General features: G+C 71.1%; 28 protein-coding genes and 4 tRNA genes. 12 read left to right on the forward strand and 20 right to left on the reverse strand.

Annotated elements, in window-relative coordinates:
- Nucleotides 1-7 precede the first annotated feature (7 nt).
- On the reverse strand, nucleotides 8-727 hold the full coding sequence (locus EXE57_RS03195) for an MBL fold metallo-hydrolase (protein WP_135073944.1): 720 nt from the start codon (nucleotides 725-727) through the stop codon (nucleotides 8-10).
- Nucleotides 728-842: 115 nt separating this feature from the next.
- Here EXE57_RS03195 and EXE57_RS03200 point away from each other — a divergent pair, with 115 nt between their 5' ends.
- On the forward strand, nucleotides 843-2,072 hold the full coding sequence (locus tag EXE57_RS03200; RefSeq protein ID WP_135073946.1) for a DUF349 domain-containing protein: 1,230 nt from the start codon (nucleotides 843-845) through the stop codon (nucleotides 2,070-2,072).
- 151 nt (nucleotides 2,073-2,223) lie between these two features.
- On the opposite strand, the gene EXE57_RS03205 is transcribed toward EXE57_RS03200, so the two are convergent.
- The 6 genes from EXE57_RS03205 to ruvC form a co-directional block, all read right to left on the reverse strand.
- The gene (locus EXE57_RS03205) at nucleotides 2,224-4,449 is read right to left on the reverse strand and encodes a RelA/SpoT family protein (RefSeq protein WP_135080568.1); all 2,226 of its coding nucleotides are present in this window, start codon (nucleotides 4,447-4,449) and stop codon (nucleotides 2,224-2,226) included.
- An 81-nt stretch (nucleotides 4,450-4,530) separates the two neighbouring features.
- A complete protein-coding gene (locus tag EXE57_RS03210) occupies nucleotides 4,531-5,091 on the reverse strand; it encodes an adenine phosphoribosyltransferase (RefSeq protein ID WP_135073948.1) in 561 nt (186 codons plus the stop codon).
- Between the two features lie 5 nt (nucleotides 5,092-5,096).
- A complete protein-coding gene (gene yajC / locus EXE57_RS03215; protein ID WP_167305800.1) occupies nucleotides 5,097-5,393 on the reverse strand; it encodes a preprotein translocase subunit YajC in 297 nt (98 codons plus the stop codon).
- 97 nt (nucleotides 5,394-5,490) lie between these two features.
- The gene (gene ruvB, locus EXE57_RS03220; RefSeq protein ID WP_135080570.1) at nucleotides 5,491-6,576 is read right to left on the reverse strand and encodes a Holliday junction branch migration DNA helicase RuvB; all 1,086 of its coding nucleotides are present in this window, start codon (nucleotides 6,574-6,576) and stop codon (nucleotides 5,491-5,493) included.
- Between the two features lie 7 nt (nucleotides 6,577-6,583).
- The gene (ruvA, locus tag EXE57_RS03225; protein WP_135073952.1) at nucleotides 6,584-7,183 is read right to left on the reverse strand and encodes a Holliday junction branch migration protein RuvA; all 600 of its coding nucleotides are present in this window, start codon (nucleotides 7,181-7,183) and stop codon (nucleotides 6,584-6,586) included.
- Nucleotides 7,180-7,701, reverse strand: a complete 522-nt coding sequence (gene ruvC, locus EXE57_RS03230; RefSeq protein WP_135073954.1) for a crossover junction endodeoxyribonuclease RuvC — start codon at nucleotides 7,699-7,701, stop codon at nucleotides 7,180-7,182. The genes ruvA and ruvC overlap by 4 nt, the downstream gene beginning before the upstream one ends.
- A 212-nt stretch (nucleotides 7,702-7,913) precedes the next feature.
- Between ruvC and EXE57_RS03235 the strand changes: the two genes are divergently transcribed.
- Nucleotides 7,914-9,965, forward strand: coding sequence for a PhoX family protein (locus EXE57_RS03235; RefSeq protein ID WP_135073956.1), 2,052 nt, complete (start codon nucleotides 7,914-7,916; stop codon nucleotides 9,963-9,965).
- Between the two features lie 73 nt (nucleotides 9,966-10,038).
- Here the strand turns inward: EXE57_RS03235 and EXE57_RS03240 are convergent, their stop codons facing one another.
- From EXE57_RS03240 to pgsA, 4 genes are read right to left on the reverse strand one after another with little or no spacing between them, the layout of a single operon-like run.
- A complete protein-coding gene (locus EXE57_RS03240; protein ID WP_135073958.1) occupies nucleotides 10,039-10,803 on the reverse strand; it encodes a YebC/PmpR family DNA-binding transcriptional regulator in 765 nt (254 codons plus the stop codon).
- Nucleotides 10,804-10,813: 10 nt separating this feature from the next.
- Nucleotides 10,814-11,434, reverse strand: a complete 621-nt coding sequence (pdxT, locus tag EXE57_RS03245; protein WP_135080572.1) for a pyridoxal 5'-phosphate synthase glutaminase subunit PdxT — start codon at nucleotides 11,432-11,434, stop codon at nucleotides 10,814-10,816.
- Entirely contained in the window at nucleotides 11,428-12,345 is a 918-nt protein-coding gene (pdxS, locus tag EXE57_RS03250) for a pyridoxal 5'-phosphate synthase lyase subunit PdxS (protein WP_135073960.1), read from the reverse strand. The genes pdxT and pdxS overlap by 7 nt, the downstream gene beginning before the upstream one ends.
- A gap of 34 nt (nucleotides 12,346-12,379) precedes the next feature.
- Nucleotides 12,380-13,003, reverse strand: a complete 624-nt coding sequence (pgsA, locus tag EXE57_RS03255) for a phosphatidylinositol phosphate synthase (RefSeq protein ID WP_135073962.1) — start codon at nucleotides 13,001-13,003, stop codon at nucleotides 12,380-12,382.
- A 76-nt stretch (nucleotides 13,004-13,079) separates the two neighbouring features.
- Between pgsA and EXE57_RS20295 the strand changes: the two genes are divergently transcribed.
- Together EXE57_RS20295 and EXE57_RS03260 are read left to right on the forward strand one after the other, a co-directional pair.
- Nucleotides 13,080-13,208 (forward strand): hypothetical protein, encoded by a 129-nt coding sequence (locus tag EXE57_RS20295; protein ID WP_279633189.1) that lies wholly within the window; start codon nucleotides 13,080-13,082, stop codon nucleotides 13,206-13,208.
- 1 nt (nucleotide 13,209) lies between these two features.
- Nucleotides 13,210-14,355 carry a N(5)-(carboxyethyl)ornithine synthase gene (locus tag EXE57_RS03260; RefSeq protein WP_135073964.1) on the forward strand — a complete coding sequence of 382 codons (1,146 nt, stop codon included), beginning with the start codon at nucleotides 13,210-13,212 and terminating at the stop codon, nucleotides 14,353-14,355.
- Nucleotides 14,356-14,383: 28 nt separating this feature from the next.
- Here the strand turns inward: EXE57_RS03260 and EXE57_RS03265 are convergent, their stop codons facing one another.
- Both EXE57_RS03265 and EXE57_RS03270 read right to left on the reverse strand, forming a co-directional pair.
- A complete protein-coding gene (locus EXE57_RS03265) occupies nucleotides 14,384-14,923 on the reverse strand; it encodes a hypothetical protein (RefSeq protein WP_135073966.1) in 540 nt (179 codons plus the stop codon).
- Nucleotides 14,924-15,042: 119 nt separating this feature from the next.
- A complete protein-coding gene (locus tag EXE57_RS03270; RefSeq protein WP_135073968.1) occupies nucleotides 15,043-15,582 on the reverse strand; it encodes an HIT family protein in 540 nt (179 codons plus the stop codon).
- A 37-nt stretch (nucleotides 15,583-15,619) separates the two neighbouring features.
- Between EXE57_RS03270 and EXE57_RS03275 the strand changes: the two genes are divergently transcribed.
- Together EXE57_RS03275 and EXE57_RS03280 are read left to right on the forward strand one after the other, a co-directional pair.
- Nucleotides 15,620-16,336 carry an MBL fold metallo-hydrolase gene (locus EXE57_RS03275; RefSeq protein WP_135073970.1) on the forward strand — a complete coding sequence of 239 codons (717 nt, stop codon included), beginning with the start codon at nucleotides 15,620-15,622 and terminating at the stop codon, nucleotides 16,334-16,336.
- A complete protein-coding gene (locus EXE57_RS03280) occupies nucleotides 16,333-17,322 on the forward strand; it encodes a phosphotransferase enzyme family protein (protein ID WP_135073972.1) in 990 nt (329 codons plus the stop codon). Before EXE57_RS03275 ends, EXE57_RS03280 begins: the two co-directional genes overlap by 4 nt.
- Here the strand turns inward: EXE57_RS03280 and thrS are convergent.
- From thrS to EXE57_RS03305, 5 genes are all read right to left on the reverse strand, one after another.
- Nucleotides 17,319-19,307: a threonine--tRNA ligase gene (thrS, locus tag EXE57_RS03285; RefSeq protein WP_135073974.1), complete on the reverse strand. Its 1,989-nt coding sequence runs from the start codon at nucleotides 19,305-19,307 to the stop codon at nucleotides 17,319-17,321. The genes EXE57_RS03280 and thrS overlap by 4 nt on opposite strands.
- A 110-nt stretch (nucleotides 19,308-19,417) precedes the next feature.
- Nucleotides 19,418-19,738: a hypothetical protein gene (locus tag EXE57_RS03290; protein WP_135073976.1), complete on the reverse strand. Its 321-nt coding sequence runs from the start codon at nucleotides 19,736-19,738 to the stop codon at nucleotides 19,418-19,420.
- A gap of 159 nt (nucleotides 19,739-19,897) precedes the next feature.
- Nucleotides 19,898-19,969, reverse strand: a tRNA-Val gene (locus EXE57_RS03295).
- 48 nt (nucleotides 19,970-20,017) lie between these two features.
- Nucleotides 20,018-20,509 (reverse strand): PGPGW domain-containing protein, encoded by a 492-nt coding sequence (locus EXE57_RS03300; protein ID WP_244246971.1) that lies wholly within the window; start codon nucleotides 20,507-20,509, stop codon nucleotides 20,018-20,020.
- Nucleotides 20,510-20,621: 112 nt separating this feature from the next.
- Nucleotides 20,622-21,443: an aminotransferase class IV gene (locus EXE57_RS03305; RefSeq protein WP_135073980.1), complete on the reverse strand. Its 822-nt coding sequence runs from the start codon at nucleotides 21,441-21,443 to the stop codon at nucleotides 20,622-20,624.
- Between the two features lie 105 nt (nucleotides 21,444-21,548).
- Between EXE57_RS03305 and EXE57_RS03310 the strand changes: the two genes are divergently transcribed.
- The 6 genes from EXE57_RS03310 (at nucleotide 21,549) to EXE57_RS03335 (ending at nucleotide 23,274) form a co-directional block, all read left to right on the forward strand.
- A tRNA-Gly gene (locus tag EXE57_RS03310) sits at nucleotides 21,549-21,621 on the forward strand.
- Nucleotides 21,622-21,653: 32 nt separating this feature from the next.
- Nucleotides 21,654-21,727: transfer RNA gene (locus tag EXE57_RS03315), tRNA-Cys, on the forward strand.
- 26 nt (nucleotides 21,728-21,753) lie between these two features.
- Nucleotides 21,754-21,828, forward strand: a tRNA-Val gene (locus EXE57_RS03320).
- Nucleotides 21,829-22,039: 211 nt separating this feature from the next.
- Nucleotides 22,040-22,603 carry a hypothetical protein gene (locus tag EXE57_RS03325; RefSeq protein WP_135073982.1) on the forward strand — a complete coding sequence of 188 codons (564 nt, stop codon included), beginning with the start codon at nucleotides 22,040-22,042 and terminating at the stop codon, nucleotides 22,601-22,603.
- Between the two features lie 93 nt (nucleotides 22,604-22,696).
- Nucleotides 22,697-22,894, forward strand: a complete 198-nt coding sequence (locus tag EXE57_RS03330) for a ribbon-helix-helix protein, CopG family (RefSeq protein WP_135073983.1) — start codon at nucleotides 22,697-22,699, stop codon at nucleotides 22,892-22,894.
- Nucleotides 22,891-23,274 (forward strand): type II toxin-antitoxin system death-on-curing family toxin, encoded by a 384-nt coding sequence (locus EXE57_RS03335; protein WP_135073985.1) that lies wholly within the window; start codon nucleotides 22,891-22,893, stop codon nucleotides 23,272-23,274. Before EXE57_RS03330 ends, EXE57_RS03335 begins: the two co-directional genes overlap by 4 nt.
- Before the next feature lie 24 nt (nucleotides 23,275-23,298).
- On the opposite strand, the gene EXE57_RS03340 is transcribed toward EXE57_RS03335, so the two are convergent.
- On the reverse strand, nucleotides 23,299-24,681 hold the full coding sequence (locus EXE57_RS03340; protein WP_135073987.1) for an MBL fold metallo-hydrolase RNA specificity domain-containing protein: 1,383 nt from the start codon (nucleotides 24,679-24,681) through the stop codon (nucleotides 23,299-23,301).
- Nucleotides 24,678-25,724, reverse strand: coding sequence for a magnesium transporter (locus EXE57_RS03345; protein WP_208542950.1), 1,047 nt, complete (start codon nucleotides 25,722-25,724; stop codon nucleotides 24,678-24,680). The genes EXE57_RS03340 and EXE57_RS03345 overlap by 4 nt, the downstream gene beginning before the upstream one ends.
- Nucleotides 25,725-25,726 lie beyond the last annotated feature (2 nt).

Genomic DNA, 25,726 nt, shown 5'->3' on the forward strand with positions numbered 1-25,726 from the left:
GCGTGCGTCACAGTCCTCGGGTGACTCGTCCCGCCTCGCCGCTGTCGGCGAGCTCGAGGAGGTAGGGGTTGGTGGTCCGCTCGCGCCCGATCGAGGTCTGCTCCCCGTGCCCGGGCAGCACGACGACGTCGTCGGCCAGCGGCAGCACCTTGTCGCGCAGGCTGCGCAGCATCGTCGGGTGGTCGCCGCCGGGCAGGTCGGTACGCCCGATCGACCCCGCGAAGAGCAGGTCGCCGGAGAACAGCACCTGCGACACCTCGCCGTCGTAGGGCATCCGGAAGGTGACCGAGCCCTCGGTGTGGCCGGGGGTGTGGTCGACGGTGAAGGTCACGCCGGCGAGCTCCAGCGTGCTGGCGTCGTCGAGCGTGCGGACGTCGTCGGGCTCCAGCCACTGGTGCTCGGCCCCACCGAGCAGCTGCGGCATCATCGCCCGCGTGTCGTCGCTCATGCCGGCCAGCGGGTCGGTGAGCAGGTGCCGGTCGCGCGAGTGGATCCACGCGGTCGCGTCGTAGGCGCCGGAGACGGGGGTGACGCACCAGATGTGGTCGAGGTGGCCGTGGGTCGCCACCACCGCCACCGGCTTGAGGCCGTGCTCGCGCACGACCTGGGCGACCCCCTCGGCGGCGTCCTTGCCGGGGTCGACCACGACGCACTCCTGGCCTGCGCCGGTGGCCACGACGTAGCAGTTGGTGCCCCACGGACCTGCGGGGAAGCCGGCGATGAACACCCCCGCACACTATCGAGCAGGGTGGAGCGGCGACGCATCGGCGTCCGGCGCGTGACTAGCATGGGGGCTTGCGCCCGGAGATCACACGGATCGAACTGAACGAAGAGGAACTCACGTGACCAGCCACGAGTGGGGACGAGTCGCCGAGGACGGCACGGTCTACGTCAGGACCGCTGACGGCGAACGTGCCGTCGGCCAGTATCCCGAGGGCTCTCCCGAGGACGCCCTGGCGTTCTACACCCGGCGCTACGACGCGCTCGCCCTCGAGGTCCAGCTGCTCGAGCAGCGGGTCAACGCCGGCGTGCTGTCACCCGACGAGGCGGTCGAGGCGATCAAGACCGTCCGCGGCCAGGTCGTCGAGGCGAACGCCGTGGGTGACCTCGGCTCGCTCTCGGGGCGACTCGACGCCCTCTCCCCCGTGCTGGCGAGCCAGCGCAAGGCGCGCAAGGAGGAGAAGGCCCAGAAGGCCGCCGAGTCCAGGGACGCCAAGGAGGGCATCGCCGCCGAGGCGGAGAGGATCGCCGAGGGCAACGACTGGCGCAACGGCGCCAACAAGCTGCGCGACCTGCTCGACCAGTGGAAGGCGCTGCCCCGCATCGACCGGGCCTCCGACGACGCGCTGTGGCGGCGGTTCTCGTCCGCGCGCACGACGTACACCCGGCGCCGCAAGGCGCACTTCGCCGAGCAGAGCGAGAAGCGCGAGTCCGCCCGGGTCGTCAAGGAGCGGCTGGCGACCCAGGCCGAGGCGCTCGCGGACTCGACCGACTGGGGTGGGACCGCGGGAGCCTTCCGCGACCTGATGCGCCAGTGGAAGGCCGCCGGACCCGCCCCCCGCGACGTGGACGAACGGCTCTGGCAGCGCTTCCGGGGCGCGCAGGACACCTTCTTCGGTGCCCGCGACGCCGCGCAGGCCGAGCAGGACCAGGAGTTCGCAGCCAACGCGGAGGTCAAGGAGGCGCTGCTCGTCGAGGCCGAGGCGCTGCTGCCGGTGACCGACCTCGCCGCGGCCAAGCGCGGGCTGCGCGACATCGCCGAGCGCTGGGAGGCCGCCGGCAAGGTTCCGCGGGACCGCATCAAGGAGCTCGAGGGCCGGATGCGCAAGGTGGAGCAGGAGATCCGCTCCGTCGAGGAGGAGCAGTGGCGGCGCACGGACCCGGAGAAGTCGGCCCGTGCCGACGACATGGTCTCCAAGCTGGAGTCCGCGATCGCCGACATCCAGGCCGAGCTCGACGCCGCCCGCGCGGCGGGCAACGAGAAGCTGGTCAAGGACCTCGAGGAGAACCTCGCCTCGCGCCAGTCGTTCCTCGACATGGCCCGGCGGGCCTCGGCGGACTTCTCCGGCTGACCCGACCGGCGGTACGCCGGCACCCCGCGCCGCCGTACCGCCCGCCCCCACGTCAGTGGTCGAGCACTCCTGACCCTAGGGAGCCGGGACCGGTGCGCGGTGCGGAACGACGCAGGTGTGGCCGATCGGCGGTGGTGCCCACCCGGAGGGGCTACTGGGTGACGCGGTAGGCGTCGAAGACGCCCGGCACGGAGCGCACCGCGCGGAGCACATTGTCGAGGTGCTTGGACTCCGCCATCTCGAAGCTGAAGCGGCTCTTGGCGACCCGGTCACGCGTGGTCGTGAGCTGGGCGCTCAGGATGTTCACGTGGGCGTCGGAGAGCGCCATGGTGATGTCGGAGAGCAGCCGGGCGCGGTCGAGCGCCTCCACCTGGATGTTGACCAGGAACATCGACTGCCCGGTGGGGGCCCACTCCACGTCCTGCAGCCGCTCGGGCTGGCTCAGCAGGCTGGCGGCGTTGGTGCAGTCCTTGCGGTGGACCGACACCCCGCCACCCTTGGTGACGAAGCCGAGTATGTCGTCGGGCGGGACCGGCGTGCAGCACTTCGCGAGCTTCACCCACACCTCGGCGGCGCCGCGCACGATCACGCCGGCGTCACCGGGAGCCGCGGTGCTGCGGGAGCGACCCGTGATGGTCACGGCCTCCGAGAGGTCCTCGGCGGCCCCGTCGTCGCCGCCGTGCAGGTCGATGACCTTGCGGACCACGGCCTGGGCGCTGAGGTTGCCCTCGCCGACCGCGGCGTAGAGCGCCGTCACGTCGGCCAGCTTGAAGTGGATGGCCGCCAGGGTCAGCGTCTCGTGGGAGAGCAGCCGCTTGAGCGGCAGGCCCTCCTTGCGGACCAGCTTGGCGATCTGGTCCTTGCCGGTCTCGATCGCCTCCTCGCGCCGCTCCTTGGTGAACCACTGGCGGATCTTGGAGCGCGCCCGCGGGGACTTCACGAAGGTCAGCCAGTCGCGTGAGGGCGCGGCCGTGGGCGACTTGGAGGTGAAGACCTCGACGACGTCGCTGTTCTCGAGCGTGGACTCCAACGGCACGAGCCTGCCGTTGACCCGTGCGCCGATGGTGTGGTGGCCGACCTCGGTGTGGACGGCGTACGCGAAGTCGACCGGGGTGGCCCCGGTCGGGAGCGCGACGACGTCGCCGCGCGGCGTGAAGACGTAGACCTCGGCGCGGTTGATCTCGAAGCGCAGGGACTCCAGGAACTCCCCCGGGTCCTCGACGTCGTTCTGCCAGTCGAGCAGCTGCCGCATCCACACCATGTCGTCGACGTCGCCCGCGCGGTCGGTGTCGACGCCGTTGCGGCCGTCCTCCTTGTACTTCCAGTGCGCGGCGACGCCGTACTCGGCGCGACGGTGCATCGCGAAGGTCCGGATCTGCAGCTCGACCGGCTTGCCCTGCGGCCCGATGACGGTCGTGTGGAGCGACTGGTACATGTTGAACTTCGGCATCGCGACGTAGTCCTTGAACCGGCCCAGGACCGGGTTCCAGCGCGAGTGGAGGACGCCGAGGGCGGAGTAGCAGTCGCGGTCGTCCTCGACGAGGATCCGGATGCCGACGAGGTCGTAGATGTCGGAGAACTCCCGGCCACCCACGATCATCTTCTGGTAGATCGAGTAGTAGTGCTTCGGCCGTCCGGTGACCTTGGCCTTGACCTTGGCGTCCTTGAGGTCCTTCTCGACCTGGGCGATCACCTGGCCGAGGAACTGGCCACGCGAGGGGGCGCGCTCGGCGACCAGCCGCACGATCTCGTCGTAGATCTTGGGGTGGAGGGTGGCGAAGGCCAGGTCCTCGAGCTCCCACTTGATGGTGTTCATGCCCAGCCGGTGGGCCAGCGGGGCGTAGATGTCGAGGGTCTCCCGGGCGGTCCGCTCCTGGGAGTCGCGCTTGACGTAGCGCAGCGTCCGCATGTTGTGGAGCCGGTCGGCGAGCTTGATGACCAGCACCCGGATGTCGCGCGACATCGCGACGATCATCTTGCGGATCGTCTCGGCCTGGGCCGAGTCGCCGTACTTCACCTTGTCGAGCTTGGTGACGCCGTCGACGAGCAGCGCCACCTCCTCGCCGAAGTCGGACGTCAGCTCCGCGAGCGTGTACGGGGTGTCCTCGACCGTGTCGTGGAGCAGGGCCGCCACCAGGGTGGGCTCGGTCATGCCCATGTCGGCGAGGATCGTCGTCACCGCCAGCGGATGGGTGATGTAGGGGTCACCGCTCTTGCGGGTCTGCGTCGCGTGCAGCCGCTCGGCCGTGAGGTAGGCACGCTCGAGCAGTGCGAGGTCGGCCTTCGGGTGGTTGGTGCGGACCGCGCGGAACAGCGGCTCCAGGACCGGGTTCTGCGGTTGGCTCCGCGTCCCCATCCGGGCCAGCCGGGAGCGCATGCTGCGGGCGGTCGTGACCGGTTCGACGGCCGTGGTCCGCTCCTCGCTCATCTGGTCAGTCTACGGCCGGGGGCGAGGCCCTCAGACCGTCATCAGGCTCGTCACCGGCAGGTCGCCGACGAGGCTGCGTCCGTCGAGGAAACCGAGCTCCATGAGGACCGCCACCCCGACGGGTACGCCGCCGCAGCGCTCGACCAGCTCGGCGGTCGCGCGGACGGTGCCGCCGGTGGCGAGGACGTCGTCGACGAGCAGCACCCGCTCCCCGGGCTCGATGGCGTCACGGTGCAGCTCGAGGGTCGCCTCGCCGTACTCGAGGGCGTAGGAGACCGCGTGGGTCTCCCGCGGCAGCTTGCCGGCCTTGCGGACCGGGACGAAGCCGCAGCGCAGCGACAGCGCGACCGGGGCGGCGAGGATGAAGCCGCGCGCCTCCATGCCGATGACCTTGTCGACGACCGGTGCGCCGGCGCCGTCGCGCCCGTGGGAGGCGAGCGCCTCGATGACCGCGACGAAGCCGTCGTGGTCGGCCAGCAGGGGGCTGATGTCCTTGAAGACGATCCCCGGCTCGGGGAAGTCCGGGACGTCGACGACCAGCCGCTGCAGGGCCTCGGTCGCCCGCGCGGTCGCCGGGCTGGTCTCCGGCACGGGGCTCAGGCCTCCGTCGTCGCGGGCGGGGTCTCCGGCTCGGCCGGCGGGACCACGTTGGCCACCGCGCCGCGCACGACGTGGACCGAGACGCCGTCGCTGATCCGCAGCGTGACCCGCTCGTCGTCGAGGGCCTCGACGACGCCGAAGATGCCGGAGGTCAGCATCACCTCGTTGCCCACGGTGAGCGAGGACTGGAGCGCGACGAGCGCCTTCTGCCGCTTCGACTGGGGCCGGATGATGAGGAACCAGAACAGCAGGGCGATACCGACGATGGGCAGGAGCGAGACGAGCTCGTTCACGGGACAACAACCTCTCACACACGATCAGGGGACACGGCCGCGCACAGGGGCTGCCGCCGAGGCTGAAGTGTAACGACCGCCAGGCGGCGGCCGGTCATCACTCCTCGAAGAGCGACTGGTCGGCGGTGACGCCCTGCGGCGGCGCCATCCCGAGGTGCTCCCACGCGGCCCGGGTCGCGACCCTGCCACGCGGGGTCCGGGCCAGCAGGCCGCTGCGCACCAGGAACGGCTCGGCCACCTCCTCGACCGTCTCGCGCTCCTCGCCGACCGCCACGGCGAGGGTCGAGACGCCGACCGGTCCGCCGCCGAACCTGCGGCACAGCACGTCGAGGACGGCCCGGTCCAGCCGGTCGAGCCCGGACTGGTCCACCTCGTAGAGGTCGAGCGCCTGGTGGGCGACGTCGAGGGTCACGACCCCGTCGGCCCGGACCTGGGCGAAGTCGCGGACCCGGCGCAGCAGCCGGTTGGCGATCCGGGGAGTACCGCGTGACCGGGAGGCGATCTCGGTCGAGCCGGTGTCGGTGAGCTCCACGTCGAGCAGTCCCGCGGACCGACGTACGATCCGGTCGAGCTCGTGGGGCTCGTAGAACTCGAGGTGGGCCGTGAAGCCGAACCGGTCGCGCAGCGGGCCGGGCAGCAGGCCGGCGCGGGTCGTCGCACCCACCAGCGTGAACGGCGGGATCTCCAGCGGGATCGCCGTGGCCCCCGGCCCCTTGCCGATCACCACGTCGACCCGGAAGTCCTCCATCGCGACGTAGAGCATCTCCTCGGCCGGCCGCGACATCCGGTGGATCTCGTCGACGAAGAGCACGTCGCCCTCGTTGAGGCCGGACAGGATCGCGGCGAGGTCGCCGGCGTGGGTGATCGCCGGTCCGCTGGTCAGCCGCAGCGGCGTCGACATCTCGCTGGCGATGATCATCGCCAGCGTGGTCTTGCCGAGGCCGGGGGGTCCCGAGAGCAGCACGTGGTCCGGCGCCCGCTCGCGCTGGCGGGCGGCCTCGAGGACCAGGCCGAGCTGGTCGCGGACGCGCGACTGGCCGATCACCTCGTCGAGCGACCGGGGCCGCAGGGCGGCCTCCACGACGCGTTCGTCGCCCTCGGCCTCCGCGGCCGTGAGCCGCTGCAGGTGGGCCTCCTCGGCTGCGGAGAGCTCGTCGGTCGCGGCGTCGAAGCGGTGGTCCATGCTCACCTCACGCCCTGCTCAGCGTCTGCAGCGCGGAGCGGAGCAGCGACCCCACGTCGGGCGCCGGGCCCGCCTGGTCGGCCACCGCGTCGACGGCCTTGTCGGCCTCCTTGGCCGACCAGCCGAGGCCGACGAGGCCCTGCTGGACCTGCGTCCGCCAGTCGGCGGCCGGTGCGGGAGCGCCGGCGGGGCGGGCACTGCCCACCGGGGCGCCGATCCGGTCGCGGAGCTCGAGGATGATCCGCTGCGCGCCCTTCTGGCCGATGCCGGGCACCCGGGTCAGCGTCTTGACGTCCTCGGAGGCCACCGCGGCGCGGAGGTCGTCCGGGCTCAGCACGGCGAGCATCGCCTGCGCCAGCTTGGGGCCGACGCCGGAGGCGGTCTGCACCAGCTCGAAGGTGGTCTTCTCGTCGGCGTCGAGGAAGCCGAACAGCGTCAGCGAGTCCTCCCGGACCACCATGCTCGTCGGCAGCGTCGCGCTGCGGCCGGGCCGCAGGGTGGCGAGGGTGCCGGGGGTGCACATCACCTCGAGGCCCACTCCCCCGACCTCGACTACGGCGGAGGTCAGCCCCACCTCGGCGACCTCACCGCGGACGAAGGCGATCATGACCTGCTCCTCGCTGCCGCGACGGCGGCCTCGATCCGGGCCTGGGCTCCGCCCCGCCAGATGTGGGTGATGGCCAGCGCCAGCGCGTCGGCGGCGTCGGCCGGCTTGGGGGGTGCGTCGAGCCGCAGGATCCGGGTCACCATGGCACCGACCTGGGCCTTGCCGGCGCGGCCGCTCCCGGAGACCGCGGCCTTGACCTCGCTCGGCGTGTGGGTGGCGACCGGGAGGCCGCGGCGGGCCGCGACGACCAGGGCGATGCCGCTGGCCTGCGCGGTCCCCATGATGGTGCTGGAGTCGGAGCGGGCGAAGACCCGCTCGACCGCGACGGCATCGGGGGCGTGCTCGTCGAGCCAGGCGTCGATGCCCTTCTCGATCGTCACCAGCCGCTGGGCGACGGGGAGGTCGGCGGAGGTGCGCAGCACGTTGACGTCGACGAGGTGGAGCGGCCGACCGACCGAGCCCTCGACGACCCCCATGCCGCAGCGGGTCAGACCGGGGTCGATCCCGAGCACGCGCATGCACCGCTCCTTCCGCGCCGGGTGTCCGAACAGGTGTTCGTGTCCACGCTAGGTGGACCGGGGCGCGATCGGCGTACGACACGCCGACCCGGCGGGTCCCCCCGCTCCCCGCCACACGTTCCCGTGTCGTTCACCTCGAGGTCACCGGTTCTCCCCCTGCCGTGGCAACAGTGCGGGAGGAACCGCCCAGCCCTGACGTCCTCGGAGGACCCATGACCATCACTCCTGCCCGCCCCACCGGTGCGCGGACGCTGCTGCCGATCACGCCGGTCACGCGCCACGGCAGCCGCAGCCACCTGACCTGCCAGTACCGCTGCGGCAACGCCTGCGACCAGCCGGTGCCCAACCCGACCGACAACCCCGACTTCCACGTGGTGGCCGAGCGGGCGCTGGCCCGGCGCTCGCTGCTCAAGATCGGCGCCGGGGCCGGCGCGCTCACCGTCACGGGCCTGGCGAGCGGCGCGCCCCTGGCGGCGGCCGCGGTCGCCGGCCGCACGGCGGGGACGTGGCGCTTCGAGCCCGTCGCTCCCAACAACCGTGACCGGGTCACGGTGCCCCGGGGGTTCAGGGCCGACGTGCTCATCAGCTGGGGCGACGCGGTCGAGAAGGGGGCACCGCGCTTCGACGTCGACAACCAGACGCCCGAGGCGGCGGCGAAGCAGTTCGGCTACAACAACGACTACGTGGGGGTGCTCCCCCACCCCGAGGACAGGCGCGGCGGGGTGCTCGTCACCAACCACGAGTACACCGACGAGCAGCTGATGTTCCCGACCGGTCGCTACGACTCCGCGACGATCAAGCGGATCGCGATGGCCTCGCACGGCATGTCGGTCGTCGAGCTCGTCCGCGGCAGCAAGGCGGGTTCCTGGAACGTGCAGAAGCTGCGCAAGACCACCCTCAACCGTCGCCTCCACGTCGGCTCGCAGTTCCAGCTCGTCGGCCCCGCAGCGGGCGACGAGCGGCTCCGCACGGCCGCGGACGAGACCGGGCGCGAGGTGCTGGGCACCTTCAACAACTGCGCCGGCGGCCTGACCCCCTGGGGCACGGTGCTCTCGGGCGAGGAGAACTTCAACGGCTACTTCGACGCCTCCGGACCGCTCGACGCGCGCTACACCGCGTCGTACGCCCGCTACGGCATCAGCGGGACCGGCCGCGGCTGGAACGAGGTGGACGAGCGCTTCGACCTCGCCGTCGAGCCCCACGAGCCGTTCCGTCACGGCTGGATCGTCGAGCTGGACCCGTACGACCCGGACTCGACGCCGCGCAAGCACACCATGCTCGGCCGGATGAAGCACGAAGGCGCCAACGTCACCATCGCCGACAACGGGAAGGTCGTCGTCTACATGGGTGACGACGAGCGGTTCGACTACATCTACCGGTTCGTCTCCGCCGGCACCTACGACCCCTCCGGCACCCGGCGGGCGCGTCGCCGCAACCTTCGGCTTCTCACCACCGGCACGCTCTCGGTCGCCCGCTTCGACGGGGACGGCCTCGACGACGAGCGCTACGACGGCTCCGGCACCTGGATCCCGCTGGCATCGGACACCGAGTCCTTCGTCGAGGGCTTCAGCGTGGCCGACGTCCTCATCGACACGCGGCTCGCTGCCGACCAGGTCGCGCCGACCAAGATGGACCGCCCCGAGGACATCGAGGTCAACCCGGTCAACGGCCGCGTCTACTGCGCGCTGACCAACAACGCCAACCGCGACACCCCGGAGGAGACCGACGAGGCGAACCCGCTCTTCCAGTCCCAGACCCGCCCGTCGCTGGGCGCTCCGCTCGTGACGCAGGGCGGCAACCGCAACGGCTACGTCCTGGAGATGACGCCGGGCAACGACAACCACGCCGGCCGCGACTTCTTCTGGAGCCTGATGCTGGTCTGCGGCGACCCGGCTGCCCCGGAGACGTACTTCGCAGGCTTCCCGAAGGAGCAGGTCAGCCCGATCAGCTGCCCCGACAACGTGGCCTTCGACCCCGAGGGCAACCTCTGGATCTCCACCGACGGCAACGTGCTGGGCTCCAACGACGGCCTGTTCCGGGTGCCGGTCCGGGGCCCGGAGCGCGGCCGGGTGCAGCAGTTCGCGACCGTGCCGTTCGGGGCCGAGTGCTGCGGCCCGTTCATCCACCCGGACGGGAAGTCGGTGTTCCTGGCCCCGCAGCACCCGGGCGAGACCAACGGCGCGACCTTCGAGACCCCGTCGAGCACCTGGCCGAACCGCGAGGGCTTCCCGCGTCCGTCGGTGGTGGTGGTGTACGAGCGCTGAGAACCTTGGCCGCGTGTGCCTGAGACCGGCCGTCAGACCGTTCTCAGGCACACGCGGCGCAGTGGGCGCTGGCTCAGGCGTCGAGCTCCGCCATCACCGCGTCGGAGACGTCGAAGTTGGCGTAGATGTTCTGCACGTCGTCGAGGTCCTCGAGGACGTCGATCAGGCGGAAGACCTTCGCAGCGGCGTCGGCGTCGAGCTCGACCTGCATGTCGGGGACGAACTGCGCCTCGGCGGAGTCGTAGTCGACGCCGGCGGCCTGCAGGGCGGTGCGTACGTCGACCAGGTCGGTCGGCTCCGAGATCACCTCGTAGGACTCGCCCAGGTCGTTGACGTCCTCGGCGCCCGCCTCGAGCGTCGCCTCCAGCACGTCGTCCTCGTCGACCGTCCGACCCTCCTGGTCCACGGGGACGATGACGACGCCCTTGCGGTTGAAGAGGAACGACACCGAGCCCGGGTCGGCGAGCGACCCGCCGTTGCGGGTCATCGCGGTCCGGACCTCCATCGCGGCGCGGTTGCGGTTGTCGGTGAGGCACTCGATCAGCATCGCGACGCCGGAGGGTCCGTAGCCCTCGTACATGATCGTCTGGTACTCGGCGCCACCGGTCTCGGCCCCGGACCCGCGCTTGACCGCGCGGTCGATGTTGTCGTTGGGGACCGAGGACTTCTTCGCCTTCTGGATGGCGTCGTAGAGCGTGGGGTTCCCGCCGGGGTCACCGCCGCCCATGCGGGCCGCGACCTCGATGTTCTTGATCAGCTTGGCGAACATCTTGCCGCGCTTGGCGTCGATGACCGCCTTCTTGTGCTTGGTGGTCGCCCATTTGGAGTGGCCGGACATGCGTTCCTTCTCAGTCGTCGGTCGAGCCCGGTCGAGACCGGACCTGGTCCACGAGCAGACGGTGCACCCGTGCGTCGCCGCCCACCTCCGGGTGGAAGGACGTCGCCAGCAGGTGTCCCTGCCGGACCGCCACGATCCTACCGGCGGCCGCGCCGTCGGCCACCCGGGCGAGCGGCTCGACCCCGGGACCGGCCTGCTCCACCCACGGCGCCCGGATGAACACGGCGTGCACGGAGCCGGCCATGCCCTCGAACGCGATGTCGCCCTCGAAGGAGTCGACCTGCCGGCCGAAGGCGTTGCGCCGGACGGTCACGTCCAGCCCGCCGAAGGTCTCCTGGCCGGCCGCACCGTCGACGATCCGGTCGGCGAGCAGGATCATCCCGGCGCAGGTGCCGAGCGTCGGCATGCCGCCGGCGATCCGCTTGCGGATCGCGTCGAAGAGCTCGAACGTCCTGGCCAGCTTGGCCATGGTCGTCGACTCGCCGCCCGGCAGCACGAGGGCGTCGCACTGGTCGAGCTCGGCCGGCCGGCGTACGCCGAGGGCCCGGACGCCGAGCGACTCCAGCATCCGCAGGTGCTCCCGGACGTCACCCTGGAGCGCGAAGACCCCGACGGTGGGAGCGGTCACCAGCCCCGCTCGGCGAGACGGTGGGGCACCGGGATGTCGTCGACGTTGATGCCGACCATGGCCTCCCCCAGGCCGCGCGAGACCTTGGCGACGACGTCGGGGTCGTCGAAGAACGTGGTGGCCTTGACGATCGCCTCGGCACGCTCGGCCGGGTTGCCGGCCTTGAAGATGCCGGAGCCGACGAAGACCCCCTCGGCCCCGAGCTGCATCATCATGGCCGCGTCGGCCGGGGTGGCGATGCCGCCGGCGGTGAACAGGACGACCGGCAGCTTGCCGGCCGCGGCGACCTCCTTGACCAGCTCGTACGGCGCCTGCAGCTCCTTGGCCGCGACGTAGAGCTCGTCGGGCTCCATCGACTGCAGGCGGCGCAGCTCGGCCCGGATGGTCCGCATGTGGGTGACGGCGTTGGACACGTCGCCGGTGCCGGCCTCGCCCTTGGAGCGGATCATGGCCGCGCCCTCGGTGATCCGGCGCAGCGCCTCGCCCAGGTTGGTGGCACCGCAGACGAAGGGGACGGTGAAGCCCCACTTGTCGATGTGGTTGGCGTAGTCGGCCGGGGTCAGCACCTCGGACTCGTCGATGTAGTCGACGCCGAGCGACTGCAGCACCTGCGCCTCGGCGAAGTGACCGATCCGGGCCTTGGCCATGACCGGGATCGAGACCGCCTCGATGATCCCGTCGATCATGTCGGGGTCGCTCATCCGGGAGACGCCGCCCTGGGCGCGGATGTCGGCGGGGACCCGCTCCAGCGCCATCACCGCGACCGCGCCGGCGTCCTCGGCTATCTTGGCCTGCTCGGCCGTGACGACGTCCATGATCACGCCGCCCTTCAGCATCTCGGCCATGCCGCGCTTGACGCGCGAGGTGCCGGTCTGCGGAGTGGGCTCGGCGGTGGTGTCGGTGGTCTCGGCCATGCCGCCAATCCTACGGCGACACGCCCGGGCTCCCCTACTCGGGGAGCGGTCCCGCGGCCAGCGCCTGACGTCGGACCTTGAGCACGCGGAAGGCCACCGTGTAGGTGCTCGCCACGGCCAGCACCCACAGCGTGAGCTCGTAGAGGATCGGCAGGTCCAGGACGTCTCCGAAGAAGGTGAGCACGAGGATCGCCACCAGCCGGTCGGCACGCTCCGCGATCCCGCCCTTGGCGTCCATCCCGAGCGACTCGGCGCGGGCGCGGGAGTAGGAGGTGACCGAGCCCATGACCAAGCAGTAGAGGGCCAGGCAGAGATAGAGGTAGTCGTCGCCGGGCCCGGCGAAGTAGAGCACCAGGCCACCGAAGATCGCACCGTCGCCGAGCCGGTCGAGGGTGGAGTCCCAGAAGGCGCCGAACGTGGAGACCCGGCCGCTGACCCGCGCCATCTGGCCGTCGACGAGGTCGCTGAAGACGAAGCAGGTGATGAAGACGACGCCTTCCCACAGCATCCCCTGCGGGAAGAAGACCAGCGCGCCCGCGGCGACCCCGAGGGTGCCGACGAGCGTGACCGCGTCGGGACTGATGCCGAGGCGCAGGAAGAGCCTGACGACGGGGGCGAGGACGACGCCTTGCCAGAAGGCCTTGAACCGGTCGAGCACGCGCCGAGGCTACCGGCTCACCCAGCGGCGTACTGTGGCGGTACGAAGCCAGTCAGGCTTCCGAGCAGGGAGCCCCATGAGCGACAAGTCGCCGCGGCAGCAGATGTCGAAGAAGTCCGGGAAGTCCATCAAGGAGAAGCGCGCCGAGAAGCGCACCAAGGCGGACCAGGCCTCGGCTCCCGTCAAGCTCGACGGCAAGAAGTGAAGTGACGCTGCTCGACCTGGGCGTCATCGGCACGTCCGCCAAGGAGAACGAGCACCGCCTGCCGCTCCACCCGGAGCACCTCCCCGGCCTCGACGCGGACCTCCGGGGACGGATCACGCTCGAGCACGGGTACGCCGAGCGCTTCGGTGTCCCGGACGCCGACCTCGCCGAGGTCGTGGCGGGCTTCGCCTCCCGCGAGGAGATCCTCGCCCGGTCCGAGGTGGTGCTGCTGCCCAAGCCGCAGCACGCCGACCTCGCCCTGCTCCGCGAGGGCGCCGTGCTCTGGGGCTGGCCGCACTGCGTCCAGGACCCGGTCCTGACCCAGCTCGCCATCGACCGGCGGCTGACGCTGATCGCCTTCGAGGTGATGAACCACTGGACCCGGGACGGCAACGTCGGCCTCCACGTCTTCCACAAGAACAACGAGCTCGCCGGCTACTGCTCGGTGCTGCAGGCGCTGCAGCTCACCGGCCGTACCGGCGACTACGGCCGTCGGCTGCGGGCGGTCGTGATCGGTTTCGGGGCGACCGCCCGCGGCGCGGTCACCGCGCTCAACGCCCACGGCATCCACGACGTGTGCGTGCTCACGACCCGCGAGGTCGCCGCGGTCGGCTCCCCCATCCACTCGGTGCGCATCCTGCAGTTCGACCAGGACCCCGACGACGCCCGTCACCTCAGCCACGTGATCACCGAGCGGGGGCGGGTGCCGATCGCGCCCTTCCTCGCCGAGCGCGACGTCGTCGTCAACTGCACCCTGCAGGACACCGCCGCGCCGCTGACCTACCTGAGCACGGCCGACACCTCCCTCTTCCGGCCGCGCAGCCTGGTCGTCGACGTGTCGTGCGACGAGGGCATGGGCTTCGAGTGGGCCCGTCCCACGACCTTCGACGACCCCATGTTCCCCGTCGGGAACGTCGACTACTACGGCGTCGACCACAGCCCGTCGTACCTCTGGGACTCGGCGACGTGGGAGAACAGCCTGGCCCTGATCCCGTTCCTGCGACCGGTGCTCGAGGGGTCGGGCGCGTGGGACGCCGACGAGACGCTCTCCCGCGCCATCGAGATCCGCGACGGCGTCGTGGTCAACCCGGCGATCCTCGCCTTCCAGGGACGCGCGGAGGCGCCGCCCCACCGCGTCGTCGACTGACGCGGCAGGGCGGGTCCGCCGGACCAGCTCAGCCCATGAGCACCGGCAGGACGATGGCGCAGAAGTCGTCGGTCCGGCCCGTCGACTCCTTGAGCACCTCGAAGGACAGCTCCTCGCCGGTGGCCTCGTCGATGACCACCTGGAAGCGGAACTGACCCGGGTTACGAGCGATCGCCTTGCCGTCCGGCCCGTAGGTCGACTCCGGGCCGGTGCCGAGCACGGTGATCCTCACCGTGTCCCCGAGGTCCACGACCTTGAGGTCCTTGAACATCGGCTTCGACACACGGGTGAGGGTGACGTCGCCGAGCGTGTGGGTCTCGGTGATCACCTGGTGCTCGATGTAGTAGTCCAGCCCCCGACGGTTGTGGATCTGGAGGTCCGCCTCGAAGAGGCCCTCGATCTCCACGACGTCCTCGAGTCCGCAGTAGTCCTCGGCGACGAACGCGTACGGCTCGCTGATGTGCTCCTTGTGGGGCTTGACGGCGTCGGCCGGCGCCGCCGGCACCAGCGCCCAGCACGCCAGTCCGCCTGCGACGGCGGCGCGCGTCAACACGTGCTTGCTTCTCATGGGAGTCCCCCCTGCCACGTTCGGTCGGAGACCCCCCATGACCACCCGGTGCGGCGGCCGACCGAGATGTCTCGTGACGCTACTCCCGCGTCGTCGGGGACGCACCTGATTTTCGTGCGTCAGGCCCAGGCGTCGGCCAGCAGCCGGCGGGTCTCCCCCAACAGCTGCGGCATGGTCTTGGTCCGGCCGATGATCGGCATGAAGTTGGCGTCGCCCAGCCAGCGGGGGACGACGTGCTGGTGGAGGTGGGCGCGGATCCCGGCGCCACCCGCCTGCCCCTGGTTCATCCCGAGGTTGAAGCCCTCCGCGTTCGACACCGACCGGAGCACGGTCATCGCCCGCTTGGTGAGCGCGGCGATCTCGGCCGCCTCCTCGACGGAGGTGTCCGTGTAGTCCGGGATGTGGCGGTAGGGGCAGACCATCAGGTGGCCGGCCGCGTAGGGGAAGAGGTTGAGGACGACGTACGCCGTGTCCCCGCGGTGGACGACCAGGCCCTCCTCGTCGGGCAGCCCGGGGATCCTGCAGAACGGGCACTGCTCCGCGTCCTCGCTGCTGGGCCGCTCCTCGCCCCGGATGTAGGCCATCCGGTAGGGGGTCCAGAGTCTCTCCAGCTGGTCGGGCGCTCCCGCTCCGTCCTGCGTGACGGCATCATCGGCCATGGACGCACTCTAGGAGCCCAGACCCGAGGAGCCCTCGATGGCCCGTACGCCGACCGTGGAGCTGGCCCCCGGCGTGTGGCGACTCCCGCTTCTGGGCGACTGGGTCAACGGGTTCGCCTTCCGCGACTCCGATGGACAGGTCACGCTGCTCGACATGGGGCTCGAGCGCCACGGACCGAAGGTGCTCGCCGCGCTCCGGAGCATCGGTTCCGGACCGACCGACGTGACGCGCCTGCTGCTCACGCACGCGCACGCCGACCACGCCGGCGGAGCGGCCCTGGTCGCGCGGGAGACCGGACACGGCTTCGGGGTGCACGAGGACGACGCGGCGTACGCCCGCGACGGCGAGGTACCGCCGGGCGACCCGTCGTCACGGGTCGGCCGGGTGCTCCGCCGGTTCGGAGCCCAGCCCGGGTTCGACGCCGTTCCCGTCGCGGAGGAGCTGACCGACGAGATGGTGATCCCGGTCGGCGGCGGACTGCGGGTCGTCCACACGCCCGGCCACTCCCCCGGCCACTGCTCCTTCCTCCACGAGGAGTCGGGCGTCCTCGTGACCGGAGACGCGATCTTCAACGTGCTGCGACCGCGCTGGCCGGTCAAGGCCTTCTGCACCGACTTCGCGATGACGAAGCGGACAGCCCACCGGCTGGGCGAGCTGGACTACGAGGTGGCGGCCTTCACGCACGGCCCGGAGATCCGCGACGGCGCCCGCGAGGCCGTACGCCGGTTCCTTTCCCGGTCCGCGGGACGATGACGTCGCGGCTCGCGCAGATCGGCCGGCTCCGGCGCGTAGCGGTCGCCGCCATCGCCCGCTACGACCTGCCGGAGGGGCGGCTCAGGTTCGTGACGCACGGCGAGAACACCACCTTCCGGCACGACAGCACCGCCGGGACGTACCTCGTCCGCGTGCACCGCCCGCAGCGGCACGGACGCCACGTCGACTCGGCGGTGGCCATCCGGTCGGAGATCGCGTGGCTGCTCGCGATTCGGGACGAGACCGACCTCGCGGTCCCCGAACCGCTCGCCGCCGCCGACGGCGCCCTGGTCGTCGAGGCCACCGCGGCCGGCGTGACGCGGGTCTGCTCCGTGCTGCGCTGGATGGACGGCAGGATCCACGAGGGGTCCGCCCGCCCGGTCCACCTGCACCGGCTCGGCGAGGCGATGGCGCGCCTCCACCAGCAGGCCGACCGGTGGACGCCGCCACCCGACTTCGTCCGGATCCGCTGGGACCACGAGACCTTCTTCGGTGACGTGATGGTCTACGGCGAGACCTCGGCCGCCGGCTGCTGGGCGCTCCTGCCCGCCGACGTCCGTACCCGCTTCGAGTCGGTCGCGGCGCGGACGGCCGACCTCATGGATCGGTCCGACGACTGGGGGCTCATCCACGCCGATCTCCACCTCGGCAACGCGTTGTTCCACCGGGGAGGCATCCGGTTGATCGACTTCGACGACTGCGGACACGGCCACCGCCTCTACGACCTCGCCGTCGCCCTGTGGGAGCTGCGGGACGAGCCGGACTACGGGCCCTACCGGGACGCGCTGCTCGCGGGCTACCGGTCGCAGCGCGACGTCGACGTCACCCACCTCGACGACTTCATCGCCGTACGGCAGATCGCCTTCGACCTCTGGTTCACGGGCACGGCCCAGGTCAACCCGGAGTTCGCCGCCGGGCTGGACCGCGTGCACCGGTGGTCGCTGGCGATGCTCGACGTCGTCGGGGCGCCGACCGGGCCTCGCTAGACCTGGCCCTTGCTCGCCACCGCGTTGACGACCCGCTGGATCGCCTCGTCCACGGGGACGCCGTTCTCCTGGTGGCCGTCGCGGTAGCGGAACGACACCGCGTGGGCGGCGACGTCGTCGTCACCCGCGATCACCATGAACGGGACCTTCTGGACCTGCGCGTTGCGGATCTTCTTCTGCATCCGGTCGTCGGAGTCGTCGACCTCGACCCGGATCCCGAGCACCCGCATCTGGTCGGCGACCTCGTAGAGGTAGTCGTGGTGGCGCTCCGCGATCGGGATGCCCTGCACCTGGACGGGCGCCAGCCACGGGGGGAACGCGCCGGCGTAGTGCTCGACGAGCACGCCGATGAACCGCTCGATGGAGCCGAACTTCGCGGAGTGGATCATCACCGGCTGCTGGCGCGAGCCGTCGGCCGCCTGGTACTCGAGGCCGAAGCCCTTGGGCTGGCTGAAGTCGTACTGGATGGTCGACATCTGCCAGGTCCGGCCGATCGCGTCGCGAGCCTGCACCGAGATCTTGGGGCCGTAGAACGCCGCGCCGCCGGGGTCGGGAACCAGCTCGAGGCCGGTCTCCCTGGCGACGTCCTCGAGCACGCGGGTCGCGTCGGCCCAGTCCTCGTCGGAGCCGATGAACTTGTCCTTGTTCTTGTCGTCGCGGGTCGACATCTCGAGGTAGTAGTCGTCGAGGCCGAAGTCCTGGAGCAGCGAGAGCACGAAGCCGAGCAGGTGCTTGACCTCGTCGGGCGCCTGCTCCTTGGTGACGTAGGAGTGCGAGTCGTCCTGGGTCATGCCGCGGACGCGGGTCAGGCCGTGGACCACGCCGGACTTCTCGAAGCGGTAGACGCCGCCGAACTCGAAGAGCCGCAGCGGCAGCTCGCGGTAGGACCGCCCACGACTCTGGAAGATCAGGTTGTGCATCGGGCAGTTCATCGCCTTGAGGCGGTACTCGGCACCCTCCATCTTCATGGGGGGATACATGGTGTCCGCGTAGTACGGCAGGTGCCCGGAGGTGTGGAACAGCCCGTCCTTGGAGATGTGGGGGGTGCCGACGTACTGGAAGCCCTCCTCGATGTGGCGGCGACGGACGTAGTCCTCCATCTCCCGCTTGATCACCCCGCCGCGCGGGTGGAAGACCGCGAGGCCGGAGCCGAGCTCGTCGGGGAAGGAGTAGAGGTCGAGGTCGCGCCCGAGCTTGCGGTGGTCGCGCCGCTCGGCCTCCTCGAGTCGGTGGAGGTGCTCGGCCAGCGCCTCCTTGGACTCCCACGCGGTGCCGTAGATCCGCTGCAGCTGCTTGTTCTTCTCGTCCCCCCGCCAGTACGCCGCGGCGGTGCGCATCAGCTTGAAGGCGGGGATCCGCTTGGTGGTCGGCAGGTGCGGCCCACGGCACAGGTCGGACCAGGCGACGTCGCCGTTGCGACGCACGTTGTCGTAGATGGTCAGCTCGCCGGCGCCGACCTCGACGCTGGCGCCCTCCGCGTCCTCGACCCCGCTGCCGCCCTTGAGCCCGATGAGCTCGACCTTGTAGGGCTCGTCCTTCAGCTCGGCCAGCGCGTCGGCGTCGGTGGTGACGCGGCGCTCGAACCGCTGGTTCTCCTTGATGATCTTGCGCATCGCGGTCTCGAGCTTGCCGAGGTCCTCCGGGTGGAAGGGGGTCTCGACGTCGAAGTCGTAGTAGAAGCCGTTCTCGACCGGCGGGCCGATGCCGAGCTTCGCCTCGGGCCACAGCTGCTGCACCGCCTGGGCGAGCACGTGAGCGGTGGAGTGGCGCAGGATGTCGCGTCCGTCCGGGCTGTCGATGGCCACCGCCGCGACCTCGTCACCGTCGGCGAGCTCGTGGGCGAGGTCGCGCAGCTCCCCGCCGACCCGCGCGGCGACGACGTCGGTGTCGTCGGTGAAGAGCTCCCAGACCTTGGTGCCGGTCGTGACCGTCCGCTCCTCGCGCGCGTCATCGGCGGCGAGCACGGCGATCTTGATCTCGGACACGGGGACTCCCTCGCTGGTGGTCGGGCTGACCCCGCTGAGCCTAACGGTCGGCGTCGGGCACCCTCACCCCGATATCCGGTGGGGTGCCAGGGCGAGGCCGAGCGCCGCGATCATCCCCAGGAGGCGGACTTGGCCGAGAGCTTCCAGGGGTTCGCCCCCGCCTTGTCGAAGGCCACCGAGACGTAGCTCCCCTGCCCGCAGCCCTTGTAGGACCGGACCTGGGCGTGGTAGGCGCCGGAGTGGGAGATCGCCTCCCGTCGCCCGTCGACGTCGAAGATGCGGTGCACCTTCGCCTTGGACATGTTCTGGCGCACCTTGCGGAACTCCGAGCGGCTCACGCAGGAGGGCGTGTCGGCGGTGGCCGGGGCCATCGGCGCGACGACGGCGAAGCCGGTCAGGGCGATCAGGACGGTGACAAGTCGACGCTTCATTGGTTCCCCCGAGTGTGGTGACGGTCCGAGCAGGACGACCATACGTCCTCTGCCGACCCGTCGCCGGGGTTTCACGAGGTCTGGCTCGACACCACCGGGATCGACCGGCGGCCACGAGATCCCGGAGACGGGCGAGGAGCGGACGTGAGCCTCAGCGGGTGGGCGATACTGGGTTCGAACCAGTGACCTCTTCGGTGTGAACGAAGCGCGCTACCACTGCGCCAATCGCCCTGAGCGGTCATACCGTACATGGCGCCGCTCGCCACGGCGAAACCGACCTCAGGAAGCGCGGTGGACGTCGCGCTTGACGGCCTCCTTGGCGTCGGCATCGGCTTCGTCGACCGCGTGCCGGACCTTCGCGACCTCCTCCGGGTGGCCGTGGAACTTGCGGTAGCTGTAGACGATCAGGCCGACGGCGATGAAGGCCGACACGACCTGGGTGACGCCGGTCCACACTCCCCCGGGCAGCCACCAGGTGTCCGAGAGCGGGAACCAGACCGGGGCCGGTGGCTTGAGGATCCACAGCACGCCACAGGCCGCGAGCGCGACGGCGCCGGCGAGCGAGGCGATGATCCGCACCCACGTCTCCACGCCCTCGGCGGCAGCCTGCAGGGCGCGGCGCTTGACGGGCTCGGTGCGACGCTCGGCCCAGTCGTACTGCTGGGAGAGCAGGGCGAGACCGGCGAAGACCCCGAGCAGGCCGGGCCCGGGCAGCACGAGGGCCGCGATCCCCACCACCAGCAGCAGCCAGCCGAGGGTCTCCAAGACCACTCGCTTGGCCGTTCCTCCGCCCGGTACGCTCACCGGCCGCCCCCCTCGCCTCGGTCCACAGGCACGAGCCTACTGGGGGCTCCCCCATCCCGCCCGGTGCCGTGCACACGTCTCACGGGTCGATGTCCTGCGCCTCGCGGGTCCGCCACGTCTCGGCCGCCTCCGTGGTCACCGGCCCCGGCGCGGGCAGCTCGCGGTCGTCCCACCGGGAGACGCCCTGGACGTCGCGGGTGGTGGAGACGAGGAAGATCTCGCTGGCCTCGGCCAGCACCTCGATCGGCTCGTCGACCTCCTCGCCACCGAACCACTCGAGCACGAGCTTGCGCGTGACTCCGGCGAGGCAGCCGCTGGAGAGCGTGGGCGTGCGGAGCTCGCCGTCGACGACGTAGAAGACGTTGGAGCCGGTGCCCTCGCAGAGGTGGCCGGCAAGGTTGCCGAAGACCGCCTCGGTCGCCCCGGCCTCGGCGGCGACGGCCAGCGCCCGGACGTTCTCGCCGTACGAGGTGGTCTTGAGCCCGGCCAGCGCCCCCCGCTCGTTGCGCGGCCACGGCACCGTGACCACGGTGGTCGTCGGCGACGCGGGCTCCATCGGTGCGGCCACGACGACGAGCGTCGGGCGGCCGTCGACCCGGCCGGAGCCGAGCGGCGCCGGCCCGGCCGTGTAGGTGATCCGGATCCGGCCGAGCGCCATCGGCTCACCCTCGAGGACGGCGGCCACCCCGCGGCGTACGAAGGCGTCGTCGACGGTCGGCAGGCCGAGCCCGGCAGCACTGGTGGCCAGCCGGTCGAGGTGGCGCGTCAGCGCGAACGGCTGCCCGTCCACCACCTTGATCGCCTCGAAGACGCCGTCCCCGACCGTGAGGCCGTGGTCGTTGACCGCGACGGCGGGGCCGGTCGGGTCGGAGAGGATCTCACCGTTCAGCCAGGCTCGCATGGAGCCACTCTAGGGAGGCGGACACGCTCGCGCAGGGTGGATTTTGACCCGTCCGGGGCATGGGCTACTGTTCTGACCGCACCGAGCCCCCGGGCCTGGTCGCAAGCGGACGTAGCTCAGTTGGTAGAGCGCAACCTTGCCAAGGTTGAGGTCGCGAGTTCGAGCCTCGTCGTCCGCTCGGAGAGGTCTCTCCCGATGAATGGCCTCCATGGTGGGTTGGCCGAGAGGCGAGGCAACGGACTGCAAATCCGTGTACACGGGTTCAAATCCCGTACCCACCTCCAACACCCACCGACAACTGAACACCCACGGGCGATTGGCGCAGCGGTAGCGCGCTTCCTTGACACGGAAGAGGTCACTGGTTCAAACCCAGTATCGCCCACCAGCACACAGGGCCCCTGAACTGCGGAGACGCGGATCGGGGGCCTTCGCATGTCTGGAGGACCGGGTGGACCCAAGGCCGGCCGCAGGTCTGGCCCAGCATCCGCATGAGACCACCGTCACCTCGCGTCTTGGACGAAACCCGGGACAGGACTCCCTGTGAATGAGACCTTGACGCCGCCCCAATCACACCACCTCTCGAGGATTGACAACACGTGTCTGATCATCAGCCCCCCGCCCAGTACCCCGCCCCCGCCCAGGGAGACTTCCAGGGTCAGCCCCACCCCCAGCAGGGGTACGGCTACCAGCAGGCTCCCCCGCCGAAGAAGAAGCACACCGTTCGCAACGTGCTCCTGATCCTTGCGGCCGTCTTCGTCCTCTTCGTTGGCGGGTGCTTGGCCATCGTCGGCACGGCTGCGAACGAAGTCAGCAAGGCCATCGAGCGCGGAGAGAACGAAGCGGGCGGACGGAGCAATCCCGTCACGATCACCGAGGGCGAGGCCTTCGAGGTGCGCGGCTTCGAGTATGCCGCCGGTTGGCGGGTCGGCAAGGACGCCATGGGCTACATCAACGTGTCCAAGCTCAAGGTGACCAACAACCGCGAGAGCAGCGACAGCGCGTTGGTGGAGATCAAGTTCTGGAAGGGCTCAGAGGTGCTGGCCCTGACCGACTGCACCACGGAGCCGATCGAGGTCGGCACGACCACGCAGGTCGACTGCCTGGCGGCCGACAAGCTCCCCAGGAGCTACGACAAGATCACCATCAACGACACCTTCTGAGTCACCTGCGCAACGCCCTCGGCCACCATGGGCCGGGGGCGTCACGCATTGATCAAGAGGCCGTCGACGGTACCGGACCGGTACCATGGCGCGATGGCGATGAATCTCCGACTCACCGAAGCCGAGACCGAGGCGCTGCGTGCGAAGGCCGAGCAGGAGGGCCGGTCGATGCAGGAGGTGGCCCGCACTGCGATCTCCCAGTACGTCGCTGACCGCCCGGCCCGCCTGCGGGCGGCCATCGACCGGGTACAGGTCGAGGACGCCGAGCTCCTCGACCGACTGAGCAAGTGACCAAGGAGGACATCGACCACCTGACAGTCGACGATCTGCTCGAGATCGCGGCAGGGGTTCTCGGTGAGGTGCCCGTACGAGACGCGGGCCTGCTCGCTGCCGCAGCCGGACGGCCCCAGGTCACGGTGTTCGGCGAGGACGCGTACCCCTCCTTCCGGGAGAAGGCAGCAGCCCTGCTGCACTCCTTGGTGCGCAACCACGCCCTGGTCGACGGCAACAAGCGGCTGGCCTGGGCCGCGACGCGCGTCTTCTGCCTCCTCAACGGGCGCGACCTGACCTACACCGTGGACGACGCCGAGCGGCTCATGCTCGACGCAGCAGCGGGCGACCTGGACGTCCCCGACCTTGCCGAATGGATCAGGGACCACCACCTGCTCTGACAGGGCCTGTCCAAGGCGCGGCACTCAGTCGAGCAGCAGCTTCTCTCCCTGCTCCGGTACGACGGCGACCCAGCCGAGCTCCGAGCGGATCCGGTCGGCGAGCCGGGAGGAGGCGCGGGGTTCGCCGTGGACGACGTAGACCGTCCGCGGGGCGGCGGGGGCACGTCGTAGCCAGCCGAGGGTCTCGTCGGCGTCGGAGTGGACGGAGAAGTCCGGGACCGAGACGACGTCGGCGTTCACCGGCACGTAGCGGCCGTGGACCTTGACCTCCCGTGCTCCCTCGAGCAGCCTGCGGCCGCGGGTGCCCTCGGCCTGGAAGCCGGTCAGGACGACCGTGTTGCGGTGGTCGGGGAGCTGCTCGGCGAGGTGGTGGACGACCCGGCCGCCGGCGGCCATGCCCGAGGCGGACACGACGATGCTGGGATAGGCCGGCCGATTGAGCTGTCGTGACTCCTCGACCGTCCGGGTGACGCGGAGGTCGCCGGCGTCGAAGACGTCGCGCCGGCCCAGGATCTCGGGGCGGAGCTGCTCGCTGCCCGACGTCAGCGCCCTGCGGTAGACGTCGAGGGCGGCTAGCGCCATCGGGCTGTCGACGAAGACCGGCACGCGCGGGATGTCGCCGGCCTCCATCAGCCGCCGCAGCTCCAGCAGGACGAGCTCGGTGCGGTCCACGGCGAAGGCGGGGATCAGCACGCTGCCGCCACGCTCGACCGTACGGCGCACGGCGTCGGCCAGGATCGACGGATCCGGGGTCGGGTGCGTGCGGTCGCCGTACGTCGACTCGACGACGATGGTGTCCACCCGGGGCGGGTCGGCCGGAGGTCGCAGCAACGGGTGGTGGCGCCGACCGAGGTCCCCGCTGAAGAGGACCCGGTGGCCGTCGAGCTCGAGGGTCGCCGTCGACGACCCCAGGATGTGGCCGGCCGGTCGCAGCGTCACGAACGTGTCGGCCGCGATCCGCCGCGCCGTGCGCAGCGGCAGCGGCTCGAACAGCGGCAGCGTGTCCTCGACGTCGCCCGCGCCGTAGAGCGGAAGCGCCGGGCGGTGCTTGGAGAACCCCAGCTCGTTGGCGTACGCCGCGTCCTCCTCCTGCAGGTGGGCGCTGTCCCGGAGCACGATCGCCGCCAGCGCGGCCGTCTCGGCCGTGCACGTCACCCGGCCGCGGAACCCGTCGCGGACGAGCCTGGGCAGGTAGCCGGTGTGGTCGAGGTGCGCATGGGTGAGGACGACCTCGTCGATGGTCGCGGGGTCGACCTGGAACGGTGCCCAGTTGCGCTGTCGCAGGGTGGGCACCCCCTGGTAGAGCCCGGCGTCGACGAGGACGCGCGCGTGCGGGCTGTCGAGGAGGAAACGGCTCCCGGTCACCGTGCCGGCTGCTCCCAGGAAGGTCAGGGTCGGTTCGGTCATGGGTGCACCTCCCCCAGCACCAGCACCGCGACGGCGAAGTAGATGACCAGCGACAGCAGGTCCTGGAGCACGGTGGCCAGCGGTCCGCTCCCGAACGCCGGGTCCCGCCCGGTCCGTGCGAGCAGGATCGGCAGGCCGGCCGCGACCAGCGTGGCGACGCTGCACGCGGCGACGAGGGCGATCGACACGGTGGCCGCGAGCCGTACGTCGCCCATCACCGCCCAGATCGCCGGCAGGCTGACCAGCCCGAGCAGCAGCCCCAGCGCAGGCCCGGTGATGGTCTCGAGCCGCAGCGCCGTCCGGACCGGCGTGCCGACCGACAGCCCGCGGACCACCAGCGCCTCGGTCTGGGTGCCGACGGCGTCGGCGAGGTAGACCACGCCGGGGATGAAGAACGCCAGCCGTACGTCGGCCACGAGGCGTCCCTCGAACAGCCCCACCAGCCACGCGGACATGGCGGCGCCGGCCAGCCCGAGGGCCAGCCACGGCAGTCGGTGCCAGAGCCGCCGCGCCACAGGCTCCTCGACCGCGAGCCGGGCGGACCGGGTGGAGGCGAGGTAGCCGCCGAGCCGGGCGAAGTCCTCGTCGTGCTCCCGCAGCAGCACCCCGAGGAGCGTCGGGGAGCGCACCAGGCCACGGAAGGCGCCGTCGGTAGCGACGACGGCCAGGCTCGACTCGCCGTGCTGGACGGCCTTCCACGCGGCCTGCTCACGGTCCAGCCCCTCGACCACGACGGGTGGGTCGGCGTCCAGGAGGTCCGCCGCCCGTCGTTCGCCGTCAGCGGCCAGCAACCGACTGACGGGGATCAGCCCGACCAGCCGGTGCGGTGGCTCGAGGCGGTCGCAGACCGCGACGTCCTCCGCCACCTCGTGGTCCTTGCCGACCAGTCGTGCGCGGATGTCGCTGGCTCGTTCCTCCGCGAGGCAGACCGGCACCCGGGTCGAGAGGTACTGGTCGATGGCACCGGGGAGGAGGTGGGCAGGTGGCGGTGCCGCGGCGGTCCCGGCAGGCTGGTCGAGCATCGAGGCGGTCCTCTCGGTCATGG

Origin of the sequence: Nocardioides euryhalodurans (genome assembly GCF_004564375.1) — a bacterium.
Classification (GTDB): domain Bacteria; phylum Actinomycetota; class Actinomycetes; order Propionibacteriales; family Nocardioidaceae; genus Nocardioides; species Nocardioides euryhalodurans.